Origin of the sequence: Amycolatopsis sp. VS8301801F10 (assembly GCF_046195355.1) — a bacterium.
In the GTDB taxonomy this organism is placed as follows: Bacteria; Actinomycetota; Actinomycetes; order Mycobacteriales; family Pseudonocardiaceae; genus Amycolatopsis.
This window is the reverse complement of sequence record NZ_CP176065.1, coordinates 1,629,709-1,648,832: the sequence shown is the minus strand read 5'-3', so window position 1 is coordinate 1,648,832 and position 19,124 is coordinate 1,629,709. Positions and strand designations below refer to the sequence as shown.

Annotated in this window: 11 protein-coding genes and 1 pseudogene; 4 read left to right on the top strand and 8 right to left on the bottom strand. The window is 70.0% G+C overall.

The window, feature by feature from the left end; translation table 11 throughout:
* Positions 1-39: 39 nt before the first annotated feature.
* The 3 genes from F9C11_RS07940 to F9C11_RS07930 all read right to left on the bottom strand — a co-directional run bounded on the left by F9C11_RS07940 (position 40) and on the right by F9C11_RS07930 (position 4,070).
* Entirely contained in the window at positions 40-2,463 is a 2,424-nt protein-coding gene (locus F9C11_RS07940) for an ABC transporter permease (protein ID WP_409184236.1), read from the bottom strand.
* 14 nt (positions 2,464-2,477) lie between these two features.
* Positions 2,478-3,224, bottom strand: a complete 747-nt coding sequence (locus F9C11_RS07935) for an ABC transporter ATP-binding protein (protein WP_409184235.1) — start codon at positions 3,222-3,224, stop codon at positions 2,478-2,480.
* Positions 3,225-3,302: 78 nt separating this feature from the next.
* Positions 3,303-4,070, bottom strand: a complete 768-nt coding sequence (locus tag F9C11_RS07930) for an SDR family NAD(P)-dependent oxidoreductase (RefSeq protein WP_409184234.1) — start codon at positions 4,068-4,070, stop codon at positions 3,303-3,305.
* 61 nt (positions 4,071-4,131) lie between these two features.
* Between F9C11_RS07930 and F9C11_RS07925 the strand changes: the two genes are divergently transcribed.
* Entirely contained in the window at positions 4,132-5,001 is an 870-nt protein-coding gene (locus F9C11_RS07925; protein ID WP_409184233.1) for a hypothetical protein, read from the top strand.
* A 240-nt stretch (positions 5,002-5,241) separates the two neighbouring features.
* A complete protein-coding gene (locus F9C11_RS07920; protein WP_409184232.1) occupies positions 5,242-8,439 on the top strand; it encodes an arabinosyltransferase domain-containing protein in 3,198 nt (1,065 codons plus the stop codon).
* Positions 8,440-8,486: 47 nt separating this feature from the next.
* On the opposite strand, the gene F9C11_RS07915 is transcribed toward F9C11_RS07920, so the two are convergent.
* Entirely contained in the window at positions 8,487-9,635 is a 1,149-nt protein-coding gene (locus F9C11_RS07915) for a glycoside hydrolase family 105 protein (protein WP_409184231.1), read from the bottom strand.
* Between the two features lie 281 nt (positions 9,636-9,916).
* On the opposite strand from F9C11_RS07915, the pseudogene F9C11_RS07910 reads away from it, so the two are divergent.
* A pseudogene (locus F9C11_RS07910) lies at positions 9,917-10,570 on the top strand (hypothetical protein); the annotation flags it as partial.
* A gap of 377 nt (positions 10,571-10,947) precedes the next feature.
* On the opposite strand, the gene clpB reads toward F9C11_RS07910, so the two are convergent.
* The 4 genes from clpB to F9C11_RS07890 form a co-directional block, all read right to left on the bottom strand.
* Positions 10,948-13,542 carry an ATP-dependent chaperone ClpB gene (gene clpB, locus F9C11_RS07905; RefSeq protein WP_409184230.1) on the bottom strand — a complete coding sequence of 865 codons (2,595 nt, stop codon included), beginning with the start codon at positions 13,540-13,542 and terminating at the stop codon, positions 10,948-10,950.
* 93 nt (positions 13,543-13,635) lie between these two features.
* The gene (locus F9C11_RS07900; protein ID WP_409184229.1) at positions 13,636-14,823 is read right to left on the bottom strand and encodes an MFS transporter; all 1,188 of its coding nucleotides are present in this window, start codon (positions 14,821-14,823) and stop codon (positions 13,636-13,638) included.
* A 139-nt stretch (positions 14,824-14,962) separates the two neighbouring features.
* Complete coding sequence (locus F9C11_RS07895; RefSeq protein ID WP_409186841.1) at positions 14,963-17,074, bottom strand: MFS transporter; 2,112 nt, start codon at positions 17,072-17,074, stop codon at positions 14,963-14,965.
* 32 nt (positions 17,075-17,106) lie between these two features.
* Positions 17,107-17,598, bottom strand: a complete 492-nt coding sequence (locus F9C11_RS07890) for a MarR family winged helix-turn-helix transcriptional regulator (protein ID WP_409184228.1) — start codon at positions 17,596-17,598, stop codon at positions 17,107-17,109.
* A gap of 344 nt (positions 17,599-17,942) precedes the next feature.
* On the opposite strand from F9C11_RS07890, the gene F9C11_RS07885 reads away from it, so the two are divergent.
* Positions 17,943-19,121 carry a globin domain-containing protein gene (locus F9C11_RS07885; protein ID WP_183123475.1) on the top strand — a complete coding sequence of 393 codons (1,179 nt, stop codon included), beginning with the start codon at positions 17,943-17,945 and terminating at the stop codon, positions 19,119-19,121.
* The last annotated feature ends 3 nt before the right edge of the window (positions 19,122-19,124 follow it).

The window sequence follows — 19,124 nt, the reverse complement described above, 5'->3', positions numbered from 1 at the left end:
GCCGAGAGTCTTACACACGGCACCGACAACTTCCGCGCGTCACTCCCCGGTCGCGACGGCCGTCACCGGACGCGTCCGCGTCGCCACCCAAGCGGGCAGGATCGCGGCGAGCAACGCCAGCACGATCGCGGTCGCGATGATCACCAGGTAGACCGACACCGGCCCTTCCGGGAGCACCCGGCCGGTCGCGACGAGACAGAACGGCACGATCGCGCCCGCCGACACCGCGGTGCCCAGCAGAATGCCGATCGCGGCGATCAGGCCGCCTTCGCCCGCGGCCATCCGCAGCACCTGGCCGCGGGTGAACCCGCCGAGCCGCTGCAGGCCGAACTCCCTCCGCCGCCGCGAAGTGGCCATGACCAGGGTGTTCACCACGGAGATCACCGTGTAGCCGACGATCATGCCGACCAGCAGGTAGTTCACCCACGCGCCGGTCTCGTCGCTTTTGGCGTTCGCGGCGGCCAGCGTGCTCCGGTCGCCGACGGACACCGGGAGACCGGCAGTCGCGGCGGTCAGGCTTCGCGTCAATCGGGCCTGGTCGACGCCGGGCGCGGCGCGGACGAGCACCTGCCGGGCGAGACCGGACGTGGTGTGCCCGGCGAGCAGATCGGCGGGCAACAGGAGCTGTTCGGCTCCCGGCCGCTGGTGCACGATCGCGACGATGCGAAGGGTCCGGTCGTTCCCGTCGCCGAGACGGAGCGTGACGGACTCGCCGACCGACCGGGAGACCTCGGCGGTGTCCGGCAACGCGATCGTTTCGCCGGTGAGGTCGGCGAGGGTGCCGCGGACGACCGTGGCGGCGTTGGTCGACGCGTCGGTCAGGCCGAGTGCCGGATAGCCCTTTTTGGCCTGGTTGTCGTCGAACGGCGCGATGAGGTAGGCGCGGCTGGTGACGTACGGCGAGGCCGCCGCGACGCCGTCCGCGTGCCGGATTCGGTCGATGGCCTCGGGAGAAACCCCGGTGGGGCCAGCGACAACCGCGTCGGCGCGGAGGTCTTCGGCGAAGGCCTGTGCGGAAGCGGCGGTAGTCGTGGTCTGCAGGTAGATGTTGGCGGTCGCGATGCCGACGGCGAGCATGATCGGCGTGACCGCGCCGGCGACCCGGGTGGCCGCGTTGCGCGTGTTGGTGATCGCCAGCCAGCCGGTGACGCCGCTGACCAGGCGCATCGGGCCCTGCAGCAGGATCGCGGTCAGCTTCGTGACGCCCGGGCTGATCATCGCGACGCCGATCGCCCACAACATCACCGCCGGACCGGCCGTGCTCGCCGCGATGGGTCCCGTCATCACCGCGAGCGTGACGATGCCCAGCGCGGTCCCGCCGCCGAAGCACAGCAGCGCGACGATCAGGCGCAGCGGCGTCAGCCAGCCACGCGGCACGGAGGCCTCGGCGAGTGCCTCGGTCGGCCGGATGCGCCCGACGCGGAATCCGGCCACCAGCGCGGAAATCCCGACCGCGAGCAGCGTCGCGCCCGCCGCGATGAGCATCGGGATCCAGCCCTGGTGGAATTGCACGGCAGGCGAAATGAACCCGCCCGAGGTGAACTGGTCGAACAGCCATCGGCCGAACACCGGGCCCAGCGCGGCCGCGACTCCGGTCGCGAGCACGCCGATGACCAGCGCTTCGCCGAGAACCATGCGCCGCAGCTGCCGCGGAGTCGTGCCGATCGCGCGCAGCAGAGCCAATTCCCGCTGCCGCTGGCGCACCGACAGCATCAACGTGCTGGCGATGACGAACACCGCGACCGAAATGGACAGTCCGCCCGCGACACCGGCCAGCGGGATCAGCCGGCCGCCGCTCGCTTGCGCCTCCGGGAATTCGGCGAGCCCGCGCTCATCCCCAGTCAGCACGGACACCCCGGAACCGAGCTGCAAGGCGGCCGGATTGTCGGTGACGACGCCGAAATAGTCGACCTTGCCCGGGTGTCCGGAAAGCTGATCGGCCACGTCGTCGGCGAAGAACACGCCGGAATTGTCCACGGTCCGAGCAACCCGGTAACGGCTGATCTTCCCTTGCACCGCAAGGTCAACCGTGCTCCCGGCTGACACACCGCTGGCGGCGGGAAGGACCACTTCGTCGGCTCGGGGCGCGGGACCGGGCAGCCGAGCGGATTCCCAGCCGTGCGCGACGAGCGGCTGCTTTCCCAGCGAGACTGGGAAATTCACCTCACCGACCACAGTGGACACACCAGGCGTCGCGGCGATCTTCTCCGCGAGCGACCGGTCCAACCTGACCCGCTCCGGCAGCGCGACCGACTGCGTCTTGGGCTTGTCGGAATGCTTCCGCAGCTCGAAATCCTGTTGTCCGGCAACGACCGCCGACGCCCAAGCCAGCCGATGCGGCGGCGTGGCGGACCGGATTCCGGTCTCCATCAGACCGGCGCAAGCGGACACGATCACCGCGCCGAGGAACGCGGCCACGAACGCCGCGATGAACCCGCCGGCGCGGAAACGCAAGGTGCGCAAAGCAAGACTGAACATCAGAAGCCGCCCACCGGCATCCGGTCGGCCCACGCGCCGAGGTGCGTCATGCGTTCCGCGACCGCCGTCGCGGTCGGCCGGTGCAGTTCTCCGGCGACGCGGCCGTCCGCGAGGAAGACGACGCGGTCCGCGTACGAGGCCGCGACCGGGTCGTGCGTCACCATCACGACGGTCAGCCCGCCGCGCACCGATTCCGACAGCAGGCCGAGGATTTCGCCCGCGGTGCGGGTGTCGAGCGCGCCGGTCGGTTCGTCGGCGAACAGCACGGCCGGACGGCTGACCAGCGCGCGAGCGATCGCCACCCGCTGCTGCTGGCCGCCGGAAAGCTGGCCCGGCAGGTGCTTGCGCCGGTCGCTCAGTCCGACGTGCCCGAGCATCTCGGCGACGCGGCGGCGGTCCGCCCGGCGGCCGGCCAGCCGCAGCGGCAGCACGACGTTCTGTTCGACGGTCAGCGCGGGCAGCAGGTTGAACGCCTGGAAGACGAACCCGACCTTGTCCCGGCGCAGCTTCGTCAGCTGCGTTTCGGAGAGCTTGCCCAGTTCCTGGTCGTCGAGCAGGACCGAACCGCTCGTCGGCCGGTCGAGACCAGCCGCGCAGTGCAGGAACGTGCTCTTGCCCGAGCCCGACGGGCCCATCACCGCGGTGAACCCGCCGCGCGGAAACGACAGGCTCACCCCGTCCAGCGCCGTGACCCGGCCGTATTCCTTGCGGACGGATTCGAGCCGCACCGCTTCCCCAGTCGCCATGGGGAAAACGCTATGGCCTGCCGGGGGAAAACACCCTGGGGCGCACACGCCGGGACGGGGTAGGGCTGTCCCTACCTCTCAGGTGCGGCGGCGGTTGCCGAACCCGCCGGCGAGCTTGCGCAGCACCGGGCGCGGGAGCAGTCCGCCGATCCCGACCAGGGCTTTGTACTGCAGGCTCGGCACCGAGATCACCTTGCCGCGGCGCAGGTCGGCGAGGGCTTCGTCGACCACCTGGGCCACCTCCAGCCAGAACGCCTTCGGCCCTTCCCGTCGCAGACCCGCGCGCTCGTGGAACTCGGTGTAGGTGAAGCCGGGGCACAGCGCCATCATCCGCACGCCCTTCGGCAGCGACATCGCGATGCCCTCGGTGAACGACGTGACCCAGTTTTTGCTGGCGGTATAGGTCGAGCCGCGTCCCGAGAAGAAGCCCGCGACGCTGGAGACGTTGATGACGTCGCCGCGGCCGCGTTCGACCATGCCCGGCAGCGCCGCCCGGGTCAGCTGCAGCACGGCGGTCACGTTCACGTCGAGCTGCCGCTGCAGGTCCTCGGCAGGGATCTCCCAGAACTCGCCGCTCAGCCCGAAGCCCGCGTTGTTCACCAGCAGGTCGACCGGCTGGGTTTCGAGCAGCTCGGCGACGCGGCGGCGTCCGTCCACTTCGGACAGATCGGCGGACAGGACGGTCACCTCGACGCCGTGCTGCGCGCGCAGCTGCCCGGCCAGCGCGGTCAGCCGTCCCTCGTCCCGGGCGACCAGGACGAGGTCGTGCTTGTCGGCGGCGAGCCGGCGCGCGAATCCGGCTCCGATGCCCGCGGTGGCTCCGGTGATCAGGGAAGTGGTGGTCATGTGGGTGAAGCTACCCGTTTTTCGGCTGCGTTCGCCCTGGTGGCGCAGTATGGTCCGGCGCATGGGCAAGCACACCAAGCGGACGCCCGGATATCTGCCCCGGATGGCCGCCGGTGCGGCGCCCCTCGCTCTGTTGCTCGCCGGCCCGGCCGCGGCGCTGGCGGACACCCCGCGCGGGGAATTGCCGCTCGACCTGCACCAGCACGGTTCCTCCTCCGACCTCCAGTTCACCCGCGACGAGACGCTCGCGACGCGCGACCTGCCCGCGTCCGCCGCGTCGGACCTGCACCAGGCACTCGCCCCGGACGCCGCGGGCCAGTCCCAGACTCACGACCTGCGCGTCGGCGACGCGGTCCGCACGGTCACCGGCAACGGCCTGGGCGTACACCACACGCAACCGTTCGCCGGCGCCCACGTGGCCGGTCTGGACCAGTCGATGCGGCACGGCGTCCAGCTGCCGCACGGTGTTGACGCGCTGTCAGCCAGCAAGACCGCCACCGAGACCGGGCTGGCCGGCCGATTCTCCGGCGACCTGATGGGCGGCACCCGCGTCGAACGCACCTCAGCCGACGCCGTCGACCTCGGCCCGGCGGGTTCGGTGGTCGCGAACTCGGACGAGAGCGTGCTCGGCCAGTTCACCGGGAAGCTCGACGTGGCCCGGCTGGAGTCGACCGAACGGCACAGCGTGTCCGGCGACCTCGGCCCGGTCCACACGCTGGCCGCGATGGGCCAATCGACCGAGGAGCGCACGGAACGGTTCCACGGAGAACTGTCGGCGGCGGACATCGCGGCGGTGCGGGGGAGCGGTGCTTCTACTCTCGGTGTGCCGGTTACGCGGAGCCAGCACGTGGGGGCTGAGGTGCTGGGCAATCCGGTCATCGACAACGGGTGGACGGTTTCCGGGCCTCCGTTCACCTTCTCGCCCGGATGAGTTCATCGACTCGCCGAGTCCGCTTTCGGCAACCGAGTCCCGACCGTTTCCGGATCGTGAAACGGCTCTCCACTCGGGCCGTTCGGAGCTGCCGGTAGTCACCCGTTTGCCCTAAGCACGGTCGAGGCTCCTTTACCCACCGTGGTTATTCGGCGGAGGAATCCAGGCTCGACCTGGTGGGGCCGGCCCCGGGAGAGTCCCCAGCGGGGCGCGCGCATCCGCTTGGATAGCCTGCGGGGCGTGGTCGACCTCGAATCCGTTGCCGCCGAAAAGGCGTCGCCGACAGCTATCGGCAAGAGCCAGGCCGGGCGTCGGGCTCGGTTGCTCGCTGCGGTTTTCGGGATCGCCGGCGCGATTCTCGCGATCGCGGTCCCGTTCCTGCCCGTCACGCTCGAGCAAACCACCCTCGACTGGCCGACCGCCCAGGGCACCAGAGCGGTGTCCGCCCCGCTGACCGCGCAGGCGCCGATCTCGCTCGACGCGAAGGTTCCGTGCGCGACCGCGCGGGCGCTCGACGCGCGCACCGACGGCAACGCCGTGCTGTTCAGCACCAACCCGCCGAGCTCCGGCATCGGCGTCGTCACCGGGATGGCCCTGCAGGTCGGCGACGGGCAGCTCACGCTCTCCTCCCAGGGCCAGCAGCTCGGCTCGGCCCCGCTCGGCGAGGGCGACTGCACCATCACCGTGCATTCCGACCCGCAGCACACGACCGCGTCCGTCGGCGGGAACCGGCTGGCCGACGTCAGCGACGACCACCGGCCGCAGCTCACCGGCTTCTTCTCCGACCTCACCAACCAGGACGACACGCACGGCCTCTCCGTCTCCGCGCAGGTCGACAACCGCTGGGCCAGCACCGCGACCGGCATCAAACTGGCCGCCATCGTGCTGTCGGTCCTCTGCTTCATCGGCGCGGTACTGGCGCTGTACCGCCTCGACCGGCTCTCCGGCCGGTGCGCGCCCCGGCTGGCCGCGCGCGGCTGGTGGAAGCTGAAATTCCTCGACATAGCCGTGCTCGGCACGCTCGTCGTCTGGTGGCTCATCGGCGCGATGACCGCCGACGACGGCTACTTCACGACCATGGCGCGCGTCCGCGGCGACGCCGGGTACATCGGCGAGTACTACCGGTGGTTCGCCGCGCCGGACGCGCCGATGGCGTGGTTCGTCGACGTCTACGCGGCGATGGCCAAGGTCAGCACGCTCACGCCGTGGATGCGGCTGCCGTCGCTGTTGATGGGCGTCGCCTGCTGGATGCTGATCAGCCGGGGCGTGCTGCCGCGGCTCGGCAGGCAGGTCCGGATCAGCAGTGCGGCCGGCTGGGCGGCGGGCGCGGTCTTCCTCGCCTTCTGGCTGCCCTACGACAACGGCCTGCGCCCGGAGAACCTGGTCGCGCTGCTGTCGCTGATCTCGATCTGCACCGTCGAACGCGCGGTCGCGACGCGCCGGCTGGGCCCGGCGGCGATCGGGCTGACCGTCGCGGCGCTGTGCGTATCGGTCAACCCGCACGGGCTGATGGCCGTGCTGCCGTTCGTGGTCGGGCTGAAGCCGCTGGCGAAGATCGTGCTGCGGCACGCGCGCCAGTTCGGCTGGGTGCCGGTGCTCGCGCCGATCGCCGCCGCCGGCCTGGTGATTCTCGCGCTGATCTTCTGCGACCAGACCCTGCGCGGCGCGCTGGAATCGGTGCGGCTGCGGTCGTCGCTCGGGCCGACCGGCTCCTGGTACGACGAGCTGGACCGGTACTCGATGCTGTTCAGCAACGGCCCGGACGGCTCCATGACGCGCCGGTTCCCGGTGCTGTTGATCTTCCTGTGCCTGGCTACCTGCGCGGTCGTGCTGCTGCGGCGGGGCAACATCCGCGGCGCCGCGCTCGGCCCGAGCCGCCGGCTGCTCGGCATCAGCGCACTGTCCTTTGTGGTCTTGGCGCTGGCCCCGACCAAGCACACGCACCACTTCGGCATGATGGTCGCGGTCGGCGGCCCGCTCGCCGCGCTCACCGCGTTGTCGACGAGTACGACGGTGCTGCTGTCGCGCCGCAACCGTTCGGCGTTCTTCGCCGGGCTGATGGTGATCGTCGCGCTGGCGTCCACCGGTCCGAACGCCTGGTGGTATGTCTCGGCGTGGGGCGTGCCGTGGTTCGACCTGCCGCCGCAGATCTTCGGCATCAAGCTGAGCACGATGGCGCTCGTCGCGGCCGCGGTCGCGCTGGCGATCGCCGCGATCGAGCACATGAAGCACAACGAGCACGAACCGTTCGTGCCGCCCGCGCCGGTGCCGCGGTCCGACCTGGAGAACCGCGGCCGGGCGCTGCGGCTCGGCCTCGCGCCGCTGTCGACGGTGTGCGCGATCCTGGTGCTGTTCGAGATCGGCAGCATCGCGAAGGGCATCCAGAAGCGCTGGGACACCTACAACATGGGTGCCGACAACATCCGCCAGCTGGCCGGGCAGAGCTGCGGGCTGTCCGACTACATCAAGGTCGAGCGCGATCCGAAGGCCGGACTGCTGGAAGCCGCGCCGCAGCAACCGAGCAGCGCCGCGCCGGGCTGGCAGGTGCCCGCCGACGCCGCCCGCGGGACCACCCCGCAGGACTGGCTGACCAGCACCCAGAAGGGTTTCGTCACCAACGGCGGGCTGCCGACCGAGAACGCCGACAGCTGGAACCCGCCGTACCAGCTCGGCAAGGACGGCGCGCCGATCTGGGGCAGCTACCGCAAGTCCGGCGACGGCGCGGGCGACCTGCGCACCCAGTGGTACTCGATCCCGGAGCGGGCGCGCGACGGTTCGGTGCCGATCGTGGTCGCCCTCGCCGGCAAGGCCGACGATCCGAACTCGCTGACCGCGGAATTCGGCAAGAACACCCCCGCCGGGTTCGAGGTGCTCAGCCGCGAGCAGCTCAACGCGAAGAAGAAGGACACCAACTGGCGCGACGCGCGGGTCAGCGTGCCCGAGGGCGCGGACCAGGTGCGGATCGTGGCGAAGGCACGCGGGCTCGGCAGCGAGGGCTGGGTCGCGTTCAGCGCGCCGCGGGCGCCGAAGATCGCGAAGATGACCGACGTGGTCGGGCAGGACCCGGTGTTCCTGGAGTGGGCCGCCGCCGCGCAGCACCCGTGCCTGCGCCCGTCGTCGATCCACAACGGCATCGCCGAGGTGCCGAAGTACCGGATCAGCGCGGGCGACGACCTGCGCACGGTCGGCCGGTACTGGTCCTCGCCGGCGGGCGGCGGCCCGTTCGTGTGGATGAACGCGAGCACCCAGATGCAGGCGCTGCCGACGTATTTGGAAGGCGACGTCGATCGGGACTGGGGAACGCTGTACGAGGTGACGCCGGAGGTCTCGAACGCGCTTCCGGCGTCGGCGGCGTTGCATCAGCAGTCGGTGACGCATTCGGGGATCTGGTCGCCTGGTCCGCTGGCCAAGCCCGCCAACCCGACTGGCGAGTCGTGAGTCCGGGTGGGGAACCCTGATTACCTGAGGGTTCCCCACCCGGACGTTCAGCAGCGGTATCGGGTGAACTGTTCGTTCATGATCAGAAACGCGCCGAGACCGTGGAAGTCGTTGGTCAGCCTTTTCCGCGCGAAGTAAAACGCGAGGTCCCCGACGTTCGTCCCCTCGCAAATATCCGCGAGATTCGTCAACCCGTCCGACCCGATCGACACCTTCTGCAGCACCCCGGCGTATCCGCGCTGGGCGACTGAGGCGTAGGAAGCAGGCAGGTATCCGCGCTCGATTCCCCGGGAGACGGTGAACGCGTACATCGACGAGGCGGACGTTTCCAGCCAGTTCCCCTCGTCGCCGCCGTGGTCGACCACCTGGTACCACCGGCCGGTCCGCGGGTCCTGGTACCGGCGATACCCCTCGGCCAGGAACTGGACGATCCCGACCAGCTCCGGCCGTCGGGGATGGTCGCCGGGCAGGACCTCCAGGATGTCGATCGCCGCCATCCCGAACCAGCCGATCGCGCGGGCCCAATGGAAGCTGGAGTGCTTGCCGGGGCCGGTCGCCCACGGCTGGGTGCCGCTTTCGTCGTAGGCGTGGTAAATCAGGCCCTTCGCGGGTTCCTTGAGATGTCCGAAGTAGACGGACAGATTCTTGGCGGATTCCTCGTAGCAATAACCCGGGTCCTGGAAAACCTTGCCGTACAACGCGAGGAACGGCTGTGCCATGTACACCCCGTCGCCCCACAGCTGGTGCTGGCGGCTGACCGCGTGCCACATCCCGCCGTCGCTCGTGCGCGGGTAGGTCTCGAAGCGTTTGCGCAGCTGGTCGGCGGCCTTGCGGTACTTGGTGTTGCCGGTTTCGTTGTACAGCAACGGAAGCATCTGGCAAGCCCGCATCGAGTCGAGGCTGGAGAAGCCGTTGGAGATGCCGTCGTCGGTGATGAACCGGTCGTACCAGGCGATGAGGTAATCGAGGTATTTGCGTTCTTTGGTGCGCCGGTAGAAGAGGTACTGGCCGTAGAAGTAGAGGCCGAGCGGGTAGCTCCAGCCGCCGATGGACGCCGGGGTGTAGCGCTTCATGGTGGAGTCGATGACGGCGCGGGACCAGTCGCGCGCGCCCAGCGCCGTCGCGGCCCCGGGCAGCGCCAGGGTGCCGAGCGCCGCCGCGGTCCCGGTGAGCACCGATCTTCTCGAGAGGGACATGCGAGTGTCCTTCCTGCTGTCGGCGGCGGCGGGCAAGGCTGTCGAACGACCTCTACCCGGTCCGCGAGCGGTCCGGCAAGGTTCCTGTCCGGCTTGTCCGGCGCGATCGCCGGATAGGCGCAGCGGACCGTCCGGTCAGCGGGAACCTGTCCGCAATGGACACCCGAGCCGGGCGATTAGCCGATTTGTCGACGCGACCGGGGCAGTTCCGGCCAAACGGGGCGCGCCGACACGGTGCGGCCGTCCCGGTCGGAAGGCCCGGCAGCGATACCCTGACCGGCGTGGGTATCTCGGCGTGGATCTGGTTCGTCATCGCCGCCGTCGCGCTGGTGGCGGGGCTCGGCCTGCTCTTCGCGGACCGGGCCAAGGAAGGCTCGCGCAACCGTGAGCGGCAGCGCTGGGCCCAGTTGCGCGGCTGGCAGTTCGTGGAAGAGGACGAACGACTGCCCCGGCAGTGGTCAGGAGGCGCGATCGGCTACTTCGGAGCCGACGCGGCGGTGAACGTCGTCGCGGGTTCCACCTTCACCTCCGACGGCCGCCGTCCGGTGTTCATCTTCGACATCGAGTCCCAGGGCCAGGTGCCCGCGGTGGTCGTGGCCGTGCGCTGCAACAAGACGCACCGGGTGCCGGTCGAGATGTGGCTGTCGAGCGTGCCGTTCCAGCGCGAGAACATGCCGGAGATGCTCGGCCCGATCGGCCAGCGCTACGCCTTCGCGGACGATGCGGAGGGGGCGCGCCAGGTCATCACCCAGGACCTGGTGGACGCGGCCGACCAGCTCGGCGGCGACGTCGGGGTGGCCTGGCTGGAGAACGAGTGGGTGCTGGCGAGCGTGGTGCCGGGCGCCGGGCCGTCACGGCTCGAGCGGCTGCTGCGCGACCTGGGCGAGATCGCGGACATCGTGGACCCGTTCGACGAGGACTACGACTCGAACCGGACCTGGACACCGTCCGCGGGCACCCCGGCAGCGCCCCCTGCCCCTCCTGCCCCGCCTGTCTCGACGACCGCGCCGTCCCCGGCGGACACGCACGCGACCCGGCCGGTCGACACTCGCGCGGTGGAGACGTCGGCTCCCTCTCCGGCGGACACCCGGATGACGGAGCGGCAGCCGTCGCCGCCCGCGCCGAGGACCCCGCCCGGCCGGGGTGAGGTTCCACCGCCTCGGCCGGTGGAATCGGATCGCCCGGAGGACGCCTCCTCCTGAGACCCGGGAACCGCCCGGTCGCGCATCAGCGGCCGGGCGGTTTCGTTTGTGGCGGCCTGGGGCCGGAGGCGAAGGTCCGCGAGGGCGGCGCGGACAACCTCCGGCCGCCGTCAGACCCGCGACACCTTCAGCGTGTCGCCGGTCTCCAGTTCCGGCAGGTCCACCCGCACGGTGTCCCCGTCCCGGACCTCGCCGGACAGCAGCTGCTTCGCCAGCTGGTCCCCGATCGCCGACTGCACCAGCCGGCGCAGCGGGCGGGCGCCGTAGATCGGGTCGAAGCCGTTCAAGGCCAGCCATTCCCGGGCGCCGTCGGTCACCTCGAGGTGCAGCCGGCGCTGGGCCAGGCGCTTGGCCAGCCGGGCGACCTGAATGTCCACAATGGACGTCAGCTGCTCGGTGCCGAGCGCGTGGAACACCACGATGTCGTCCAGCCGGTTCAGGAACTCCGGCTTGAACTGGCGTTGCACGACCTCCATCACCGCGTCGCGGCGTTGGCGTTCGTCCAGCGCCGGGTCCGCGATGGCTTGCGAGCCGAGGTTCGACGTCAGGATCAGGATGGTGTTGCGGAAGTCCACCGTCCGGCCCTGGCCGTCGGTCAGCCTGCCGTCGTCGAGGACCTGCAGGAGCACGTCGAACACGTCCGGGTGCGCCTTTTCGACCTCGTCGAGCAGCACCACCGTGTACGGGCGGCGCCGGACGGCCTCGGTCAGCTGACCGCCCTGGTCGTAGCCGACGTAGCCCGGGGGAGCACCGACCAGGCGGGCCACCGAGTGCTTCTCGGAGTACTCGCTCATGTCGATCCGCTGCATCGCGCGTTCGTCGTCGAACAGGAACTCCGCCAGCGCCTTCGCCAGCTCGGTCTTGCCGACGCCGGTCGGGCCGAGGAACAGGAACGAGCCGGTCGGCCGGTCCGGGTCCGCCACGCCTGCCCGGGCCCGCCGCACGGCGTCCGCGACGACCTGGATCGCCTGGTCCTGGCCGATGACGCGGCGGGTCAGCTCCTCCTCCATCCGGAGCAGCTTGCCCGTCTCGCCTTCGAGCAGCCGTCCGGCGGGGATGCCGGTCCACGCGCTGACCACGTCGGCGACGTCGTCCGCGCCGACCTCCTCCTTCAGCATGACGTTCTGCTTGCTGGCCTCGTTCGCGGCCATCGCGGCCTCGAACTCCTTCTCCAGCACCGGAATCCGGCCGTAGCGCAGCTCGGCGGCCTTGCCCAGGTCGCCGTCGCGTTCGGCGCGTTCGGATTCGCCGCGCAGCTGTTCCAGCTGCTCCTTCAGCTCACGGACGGTCTCGATCGAGCCCTTCTCGTTCTGCCAGCGGGCGGTCAGCGCGGTGAGTTCCTCGCGCTTCTCGGCCAGTTCGGCGCGCAGCGCGGTCAGCCGTTCGAGAGAAGCGGCATCGTCCTCTTTGGACAGTGCCATTTCCTCGATCTCCATCCGCCGCACGGCCCGTTCGACCTCGTCGATCTCCACCGGACGCGAGTCGATCTCCATCCGGATCTTCGACGCGGCCTCGTCGACCAGGTCGATCGCCTTGTCCGGCAGGAACCGCGCGGTGATGTAGCGATCCGACAGCGTCGCGGCGGCGACCAGCGCGGCGTCCGTGATCCGGACCCCGTGGTGCACCTCGTACCGTTCCTTCAGCCCGCGCAGGATCGCGATGGTGTCCTCCGGCGACGGCTCGCCGACCAGCACCTGCTGGAAACGGCGCTCCAGCGCCGGGTCCTTCTCGATGTGCTGGCGGTACTCGTCGAGCGTGGTCGCGCCGACCATCCGCAGCTCGCCGCGAGCCAGCATCGGCTTGATCATGTTGCCCGCGTCCATCGCGCCCTCGCCGGTCGCGCCCGCGCCGACGATGGTGTGCAGCTCGTCGATGAACGTGATGACCTCGCCCGCGGAGTCGGTGATCTCCTTGAGGACCGCCTTCAACCGCTCTTCGAACTCGCCGCGGAACTTGGCTCCGGCGACCATCGACCCGAGGTCGAGTGCGACGACTCGCTTGCCGCGCAACGATTCCGGCACGTCGCCCGCGACGATCCGCTGGGCGAGGCCCTCGACGATCGCCGTCTTGCCGACGCCCGGTTCGCCGATCAGCACCGGGTTGTTCTTGGTGCGCCGGGAGAGCACCTGCACGACGCGGCGAATTTCCGTGTCGCGGCCGATGACCGGGTCGAGTTCGCCCGAACGCGCGCGCTCGGTGAGGTCGACGCCGTACTTCTCCAGCGCCTTGAACGTGCTTTCGGGATCCGCGCTGGTGATCCGGGCCGAGCCGCGCACCTTCGCGAACGCCTCGCGCAGCGCGTCCGGCGTGGCCCCGTGCCGCTTGAGCAAGTCCGCGACCTGGGCGCCTTCGGTGGCGAGGCCGACGAGCAGGTGCTCGGTCGACACGTACTCGTCACCCAGTTCGGTGGCGAGCTTCTGCGCCCGCGTGAGCGATTTGACCGCGGGCGCGTCGAACTGCGGCGTCGACACGGTCGCGCCGGTCGCCGACGGCAGCCCGTTGATGATCGGCTCGAGCTCCTTGTGCACCGTCTCCGGGTCCGCCCCGACCGCGGTCAGCAGCGGTGCGGTGGTCCCGTCACCCTGCGCCAGCAGGGCGCCCAGCAAATGGGCGGCCGACACGTGCGGGTTGCCGGCCACGGTGGCCGCCTGCGCCGCGGACGAGATCGCCTGCTGGGTCTTCGTGGTCGGGTTGAAAGCGTCCATCCCTCACCTCATGCGTTCGTGAAAATTCGTGGTGACCGGCCCGACCAAGGCCCGTCGACAGGTATAACGTCAGCAAAGTTGAGTCTGTTCCGCTCAACTCTGAATTGGTGCCACCGCGGCCGCGGGCAGCCTCGGCCCCAGCCTGCCGAGCCCGAGCGCGGCGAGGCAAGCACAACCCCCGACCAGTACCCAGGGTAACCATGCCGCCACGGAAAACAACGACACGATCGCTGGAGCGAGTACCTGGGCCACAGTGAACGCGTATTGGAACGCGGCGAGGTAACGGCCCTTCGCCTCGGGCGGCGCGGCGGCCTCGGCGAGCGCGCCGGAGCGCGGCCCGAACACCAGGTCGCCGGCGGCGAACACGAGCGTGGCGGCCAGCAGATACGGCACCTGCCAGCTGCGCGGCACCAGCAGCACGCCGACGCTCGTCAGGCACCACGCGGCGAACAGCGCGGACCCGGCCCGCATCGCGCTGATCCGGCTGAGCCCTCGGGTGAGCCGGAGCGCGACCGTGCCGCCGGCGCTGGTCAGCACGGTCAGCAGGAACAGGATCGCGCCGGGCAGCCACGTCGGCGCGTGCAACCGGTCGAGCACGAACACCGGGGTGCCGATGAGGAAGAAGTCGAGCGACAGTCCGAACAGGCCGCTCAGCAGGATCAACGTCAGGTACGGGCGGTTGCGCAGGACTCCGCTGCGCACGCGCGCCGCGGGCGCGAACCGGCGGCCGGGAGGGATGAACACCGCGATGAGTCCCGCCGCCGCCACGAAAGTCAGCACGTCCACGATCAGCGCGACGTTGTAGCCGCTGTCGCCGAACCAGGTGAGCAGCGCCGACGACATCAGCCCGCCGAGCCCGAATCCGCCCGCGCGCACCATTCCGACTTCGGCGAACGGCCTGTCCTTCGGCACTTCTCCGGCGACCTCGGACACCAGCGCGAACAGGCAGCTGTAGAACAATTGTTGGCCCGCGCCAAGAAGGATGGCGGCCACCACGACCCCGCTGATGCCGTGCGCGAACAAATACGCGCTGATTCCGGCAGCCTGCAACAGTTGCGCCGCGAGAACTCCGGCTCTCGGCCCGGCACGATCCACCAGCCGCCCGGCCAGCGGCGGCATGAGAAGCCCCGCCGTCGTGCCCAAAGTGACCGCCGTGCCCGCCTCGACGAGCGGAACGCCGATCACCCGCGTCACGTAAAGGAGTGCGAGCGGAAGGAAAAGTCCGGAACCGAAGTTGTCGATCCCCATTGCCAGCAACATCGCGACCCTGCTTCGCGTCACGTATTCGACGCTACCTCCGGGGAAGGGGGACGAGGCAGGGCCGGGAGGGCGCATCGGCTGACGGCAAATGCCACTCCCAGTAGAAAGCTCGTGAGTGTCTATCACGGTTCTAACCGCGATAAACACTCACGAGCCCCCGTTAGTCGACGCTGAGTGTTCCTTGGTGCCTAACGAACTCTCGCTCGGCCGCCTCGCTCAACTCGACATCGTGCTGTGCCGCCGCACCGTCCCCAACCGTCATCGGCTCCGCGTGCGGCGTATATCCGTGTGCGGACACAGTGAGCGTGTAGGCGCCCGGTTCGATTCCCGTGAATCGGTACGTGCCGTCGCCGCCTGCAAGGTACGTTGCGGTGACTACGCCCAGGCGATCGGTAAGTGTCAGTACCGCGCCTGCGACGGCGGCGTGCCGTCCAGCTACGCGTACGCGACCCGAGATGGTGCCCTGACTGTCCAACAGCAAGTCGTGCCAACGCGCGTTTCCGTTAAGCCGCACAGTCGACACCGCGGGCCGCGTCGAGCCAGCTGTCGCGAGAAGCACGTGCTCGCCCATAGTGTTCGCCGACAACTCGTACGCACCGGTACGACCCGTACGGCCGACATCAACCTGCCGTCCCGTCATGTCGGTGAGCGTGAGCACGACACCAGGCACTGGACGACCAGCCGCGTCGAGAACTCGGCCGCGCAACACGGTGGTCGCCTCGACCGGAGCTTCGGCCACAGTCACGGCCTCAGCGGAAACAGCAGCCGGCGCCGGGGCGTCCGCGTCGAGAGTCCGGCGCAGCGGAATCTCCTTGATGAACAACACGGCGAGGAAGGTGACGACGGCGATGCAGCCCGCGACAAAGAAAACCGTGCCGGTCGCGTCGCCGAAGGCCCCGCGCACCACCGGCTGCAACGCCGGCGGGAGCGATGAGATGGCGAACGTGCCGCCGCCGGAAACCGCACCGTTCGAGTGAATGCCCATCTGCGACAGCGAGTTCGCGATGTTCGTGGCCACCCGGGCGGCCAGCACCGCACCGAGCGCGGACACGCCCGCCGCGCCGCCGAGCGACCGGAAGAACGTGACGACCGAGGACGACGAACCGATGTCCTTCATCGCGACCGTATTTTGGACTACCAAAACCAGGTTCTGCATCAGGAAACCCAGCCCGAGGCCGACCAGCGCGAGGTAGACGCCCATCAGTGTCAGGTTCGTCGCGTGGTCCACCGTCGAGAGCAGGAACAGCCCGGCCAGCAGCGAAATCCCGCCCGCGATCATGAACGGCTTGGTGCGCCCGGTGCGGGAAATGACCTGCCCGGCCCCGGTGGAGGCGACGGCCAGCCCCAGCACCATCGGCAGCGTCATCAGGCCGGCGTGCGTCGGCGAGAAACCGCGCGCGATTTGGTAGTACTGCCCGAGGAACACCGAACCGCCGAACATCGCGGTGCCGACCGCCAGCGAGGCGAGCACCGAAAGCGTGAAGGTGCGGTTGCGGAAGAGCCGCAGCGGAACCACCGGCTCCGCCACCCGGGATTCGACCAGAACCGCCAGCGCCAGCGCGACAATCGCCCCGCCGACGTACGCGACGCTCGACCACGAGACCCACGCGAAGCTGCCGCCCGCCAGCGAAACCCAGATCAGCAGCAGCGCGACGCCGCCGACCAGCAGGGTCGCGCCCAGCCAGTCGATCCGCACCTTGCGCTTGAGCACCGGCAGCTTCAGCGTCCGGCCGAGCACGATGAACGCGACGACCGCCAGCGGCACGCACACCCAGAAGCACCAGCGCCAGCCGAGCGGCGAGTCGACGATCAGCCCGCCGATCAACGGGCCGGACACGGTCGCGACGGCGAACACCGCGCCGGTGTAACCGGTGTAGCGGCCCCGGTCGCGCGGCGCGATCATCGCCGCGATGACGACCTGGATCAGCGCCTGCAGCCCGCCGAGCCCGATGCCCTGCAGCGCGCGGTAGGCGATGAGTTCGGGCATCGACTGGGCGATGCCGCCCAGCGCCGAACCGGCGGTGAAGACCACGATCGCGATTTGGTACAGCAGTTTCTTGCTGAACAGGTCGGAGAGTTTGCCCCAGATCGGGGTGGTCGCGGTCGACGTCAGCAGCGTCGCGGTGACGACCCAGGTGTACTCGCTCTGCGAACCGTGCAGGTCGGCGAGGATCGTCGGCAGCGCGTTGGACACGATGGTCGACGACAGCAACGCCACGAGCAGGGCCAGCAACAGGCCGGTGAAGGCCTTGAGGATTTCCCGGTGCGTCATCGGCTGCCCGGATGCGGTGGTTTCCACTATCGCTACTTCACTTTCCCGTCTGCGGGTGCGCCGGCGCAGTACCCGGACGGGCCGAGCGTCGCGCGCAGACCTTCGTTCAATTCGGCGAGCTGCGACGTGAGGCCGGCGATCCGGTCCTCGTCCCAGCCGCCCAGTGCCGTCTCGAAGAACTCGAGGTACTGCTTCCGCCACAGTTCGAGCCGTTCGAGACCGGCCTCGGACACGCTGATCAGCGACGCGCGCCCGTCCTCGGGGGCGGGCCGGCGCTCGATCAGCCCGGCGGCCTGCAACTGGGCGAGCTGCCTGCTGATCACCGACAGGTCGACGAGCCTGCGCTTGGCGACCTCGGACGGGCGGGCCTCACCGTGCTTGGCGAGGTCGGACAGCAGCATCGCCGAGGCCGGGTGCAGCCCTGGCTCGTTCTGCCACGCCTGCATGATCCACAGGTGCTGGAGCTGGGCGGACGCCTTCAGCTCCCGCAGCAGTTCGAGCCGCACGTCGTCAGCTGGGCTCATCGTTCCTCCCGGGCCTGGTGCCCACTTGCTTGTATTCTACAAGTTTAGGCTCAAAGGTTGCGTAGGACAACTATCTAATCGGTGAGCTGCCCCACGTCCCGACCGGCCGGTAACCCGACCGGAGCAACGATGCGGGCATTCCGCCTCAGTGCGGCTACTCTGCGGACCAGACGTCCCGCGATGCCGACGCGGCGAGCACGTCGTGGACAACGAGGAGCAGGAGTGGCGAATTCCCCCGCGCGGCGGCGCGAGCCGAATCCGACAACCGCGGCCGCCCTGCTCTCGTGACCATCCCCTCCCAGCCCCCCGGCCTCCGGTCCCGACCCATGAACGACGACAGCCCGATGACAGCCGATTCGATCAGCCCGCTCCCGCGGACCTCAGCCGCGCCCCGGCAGGCGCCCGCGGCTGTCGTCGCGATGGTGCAGCTCATCCGCGACACCTGGGCGAAATCGGAGCCGTACGCGCCGGAGATCTCGCAGTTCTTCTACGGAATGCTGTTCACCCTCGCGCCGGCCACCCGCGATTTCTTCCCGATCAACATGGAAGTGCAGGGCGGGCGCATCATCCGCGCGCTGGCCCGCGTGGTGCAGATGGTGGACCGGCCGGACGACCTGCTGCCGTTCCTGCGCCAGCTCGGCCGCGACCACCGCAAGTTCGGCGTCGCTCCGAAGCATTACGAGGCCGTCGGCACCGCGCTGCTGGCCGCGCTCAAGAACCACCTCGGCCCGGACTGGACGCCGGAGGTCGAGCGCGCGTGGGCGGAGGCGTTCACCATCGTCGCGCGCGCGATGCAGGAGGCCGCGGCGGCGGACGAGAACCCGGCGTCGTGGTCGGCCACCGTGATCGAGCACCGGCGGCTCACCTGGGATCTCGCGCTGGTGCGGGTGATCCCGGACCAGCCGGTGCCGTATTCGCCGGGTCAGTACATGAGCGTGGAGGTGCCGCAGCGGCCGAGGCTGTGGCGGTACCTGTCGCCGGCGAACGCGCCGCGCGAGGACGGCGGCATCGAATTCCACGTGCGCGCGGTCGACGGCGGCTGGGTGTCGCGGGCGATCGTGAGCCACACGCAGGCGGGCGACGTCTGGCGGCTCGGCCCGCCGCTGGGCCGGATGACCGTCAACCGCGAACAGTCGCGCGGCGTGCTGATGGTCGCGGGCGGCACCGGGGTCGCGCCGCTGCGGGCGATCCTCGACCACCTCGCGCTGTGGGGCGAGAACCCGAAGACCCGGCTGTTCTACGGCGGGCCGACCCGCGAGGACCTCTACGACCTGGAAGAACTTCGTGCGCTCGCGGCGACCAACCCGTGGCTGACCATCACGCCGGTCGTCGAACGCGGCGACCATCTGCCGGGCTGTGAGCACGGCACGCTCGCCGAAGCGGTCACGCGGTACGGAGCGTGGCCGGACCACGACATCCTGGTGTCCGGGTCGCCGGCGATGATTCGCGCGACGGTGTCGCGGATGCTGGTCGCGGGCAGTGCGCTGGACCAGATTCAATACGACCCGTTCACCGCGGACTGAGCC